This is a genomic window from Cellulomonas rhizosphaerae, assembly GCF_003470205.1.
Classification (GTDB): Bacteria; Actinomycetota; Actinomycetes; order Actinomycetales; family Cellulomonadaceae; genus Cellulomonas; species Cellulomonas rhizosphaerae.
The window spans coordinates 1-1,335 of record NZ_QWKP01000010.1 but is presented as its reverse complement, the minus strand read 5'-3'; the positions used below and the strand labels follow the sequence as shown (position 1 = coordinate 1,335).

Annotated in this window: 1 protein-coding gene, 1 tRNA gene and 1 pseudogene; 1 reads left to right on the top strand and 2 read right to left on the bottom strand. The window is 70.0% G+C overall.

All coding sequences use genetic code 11. From position 1 onward, the window contains the following. Positions 1-229: 229 nt before the first annotated feature. Both D1825_RS00095 and orn read right to left on the bottom strand, forming a co-directional pair. Positions 230-305, bottom strand: a tRNA-His gene (locus tag D1825_RS00095). A 61-nt stretch (positions 306-366) separates the two neighbouring features. Beyond that, positions 367-1,032, bottom strand: coding sequence for an oligoribonuclease (gene orn, locus D1825_RS00090; protein WP_118765545.1), 666 nt, complete (start codon positions 1,030-1,032; stop codon positions 367-369). A 74-nt stretch (positions 1,033-1,106) separates the two neighbouring features. Between orn and D1825_RS00085 the strand changes: the two are divergent. Further along, positions 1,107-1,335, top strand: a pseudogene (locus D1825_RS00085) (phosphatase PAP2 family protein); the annotation flags it as partial.

The following is a 1,335-nucleotide window of genomic DNA, read 5'->3' as shown; positions in this document are numbered from 1 at the left end:
GGGCGTCGAGAAGCCGCTGCTGTACGCGCGCGTCGACCTGATCCCGGACGACGAGGGCAACCCCGTGGTCCTGGAGCTCGAGCTCGCGGAGCCGTCGCTGTTCTTCGCGCACGCGCCTGGCTCGCTCGAGAAGTTCGCCGACGCGGTGGCCGCCCGCATCTGAGGTCGCGCGCCTGAGGTCCGAGTACGACGAAGGCCCCGATCCGAGGATCGGGGCCTTCGTCGTGCATGGGGTGAGTAACGGGACTTGAACCCGCGACCCCCTGGACCACAACCAGGTGCTCTACCAGCTGAGCTATACCCACCATGTCCCCGTCCGTGAACGGGGCAGGAAGAACTGTACCGGAGCGAAGCCCGAAGCCTAAATCAGCCGCCGAACGCGCTTCGGACCGAGGTTGCTGCGACCTGCGCGGCGATCTTCTTGGCGGTCTTCGAGTCCGGCCCCGGCTGCTCGGGGAGCAGGGCGGCGCGGTAGTAGCGCAGCTCGTCGATGCTCTCGAGGATGTCGGCCAGCGCGCGGTGCCCGCCGTTCTTGGCCGGGGCGGAGAAGTACACGCGGGGGTACCAGCGGCGCGTGAGCTCCTTGATCGAGGAGACGTCGATGATCCGGTAGTGCAGGTGCCCGACGAGCTCGGGCATGTCGCGGTCGAGGAACGTCTTGTCGGTGCCCACGGAGTTGCCCGCGAGCGGCGCCTTGCCGGGGTCCGGCACCCACGCGCGGATGTAGTCGAGCACCTGCTGCTGCGCGTCGGCCAGGGTCGTGCCCGTCTCGAGCTCGGTGAGCAGGCCCGAGGTCGTGTGCATGTTCCGGACGAAGTCGCCCATCTGCTCGAGCGCCTCGGGCGGCGGGGCGATGATGACGTCGACGCCCTCACCCAGCACGCGCAGCTCGGAGTCGGTCACGACGGCGGCGACCTCGACGAGGGCGTCAGCGCCCAGGTCGAGCCCGGTCATCTCGCAGTCGATCCACACGATGCGGTCGGCGCTCTCGTGGCCGTTCGCGGGGGACGTGGTGGTGGTCTGGCTGGTCACACGCCTCACCCTAGGCCGTTTCGGCCGTTCGGCCTGCTCGCGCGGGTGCCGTCCGTGTGATGGGCTGGGGCGCCATGACGTCCGAACGCTCCCGCGTGCTGCTGTGGACGTACGTGCCCGGCCTCGTGCTGATGGCGGCCGGGCTGCTCGTGTTCGGCAAGATGCTCGACGACGTCCGCGAGGGCGACGACCTCGCCGCGGCCGACCAGGCCGTGCTCGACTGGCTCGTCGCGCACCGCTCGCCGTGGCTGACGAACCTGCTCGCGGCGATCACGTTCGTCACGGGGCCGACCGTGCTGCCGA